The following is a 560-nucleotide window of genomic DNA, read 5'->3' as shown; positions in this document are numbered from 1 at the left end:
GTAGAGGTGGTGGTCTGCGGAGTGGTGGTCTCAGAAGGCTTATCAGACTTCACGGTCTGATCCTGGTCGTCGATGTCCTTGTGCTCAGCAATGTGGTTCGGCTTGTCCGAAGTGGTATCCGGAGTGTCATTGCCATTCTCATCAACCTCGGTAGAGGTCAACTCTTCGAACGCAACCGCAGCCTCAACCGGCTCCTTCACGTCATCATTAACAATGATCTCAACCTCAACCTTGCCGTTGGAGGTCTCCGGCGTGAAGGTCTTCTCACCGGTGCCCAGAACAGACTCGCCATCCTTCTTGTTAATGAGCTCAGCCTTCAGGGTGTATTCCTTGCCAACGACTAGGTTGGAGTAGTCAACCTCGTCGATGACCGTGGCCCCAGCAACAACTTCCTTGGAACCATTAGCGAAGTCCGCATTAGTAGAAATGTGAGGCTTCGAGGTAACGGTCTGGTCCTTGTCGTTGATGTCCTTGTGCTCAGCGATGTGGTTCGGCTTGTCCGGAGTGGTATCCGGGGTGTCCTCACCCTTGTCGTTGACCTCTGTGGAGGTGAGCTCCTC

At 54.1% G+C, this 560-nt stretch carries 1 protein-coding gene; it reads right to left on the bottom strand.

The window, feature by feature from the left end; genetic code table 11:
• Nucleotides 1-560: VaFE repeat-containing surface-anchored protein (locus QP904_RS11725; RefSeq protein ID WP_284836122.1), on the bottom strand; the 560-nt coding region annotated here is incomplete at both ends.

This window comes from Corynebacterium nasorum, from assembly GCF_030229765.1.
GTDB classification, from domain to species: domain Bacteria; phylum Actinomycetota; class Actinomycetes; order Mycobacteriales; family Mycobacteriaceae; genus Corynebacterium; species Corynebacterium kefirresidentii.
This window is presented reverse-complemented; position numbering and strand designations above follow the sequence as displayed.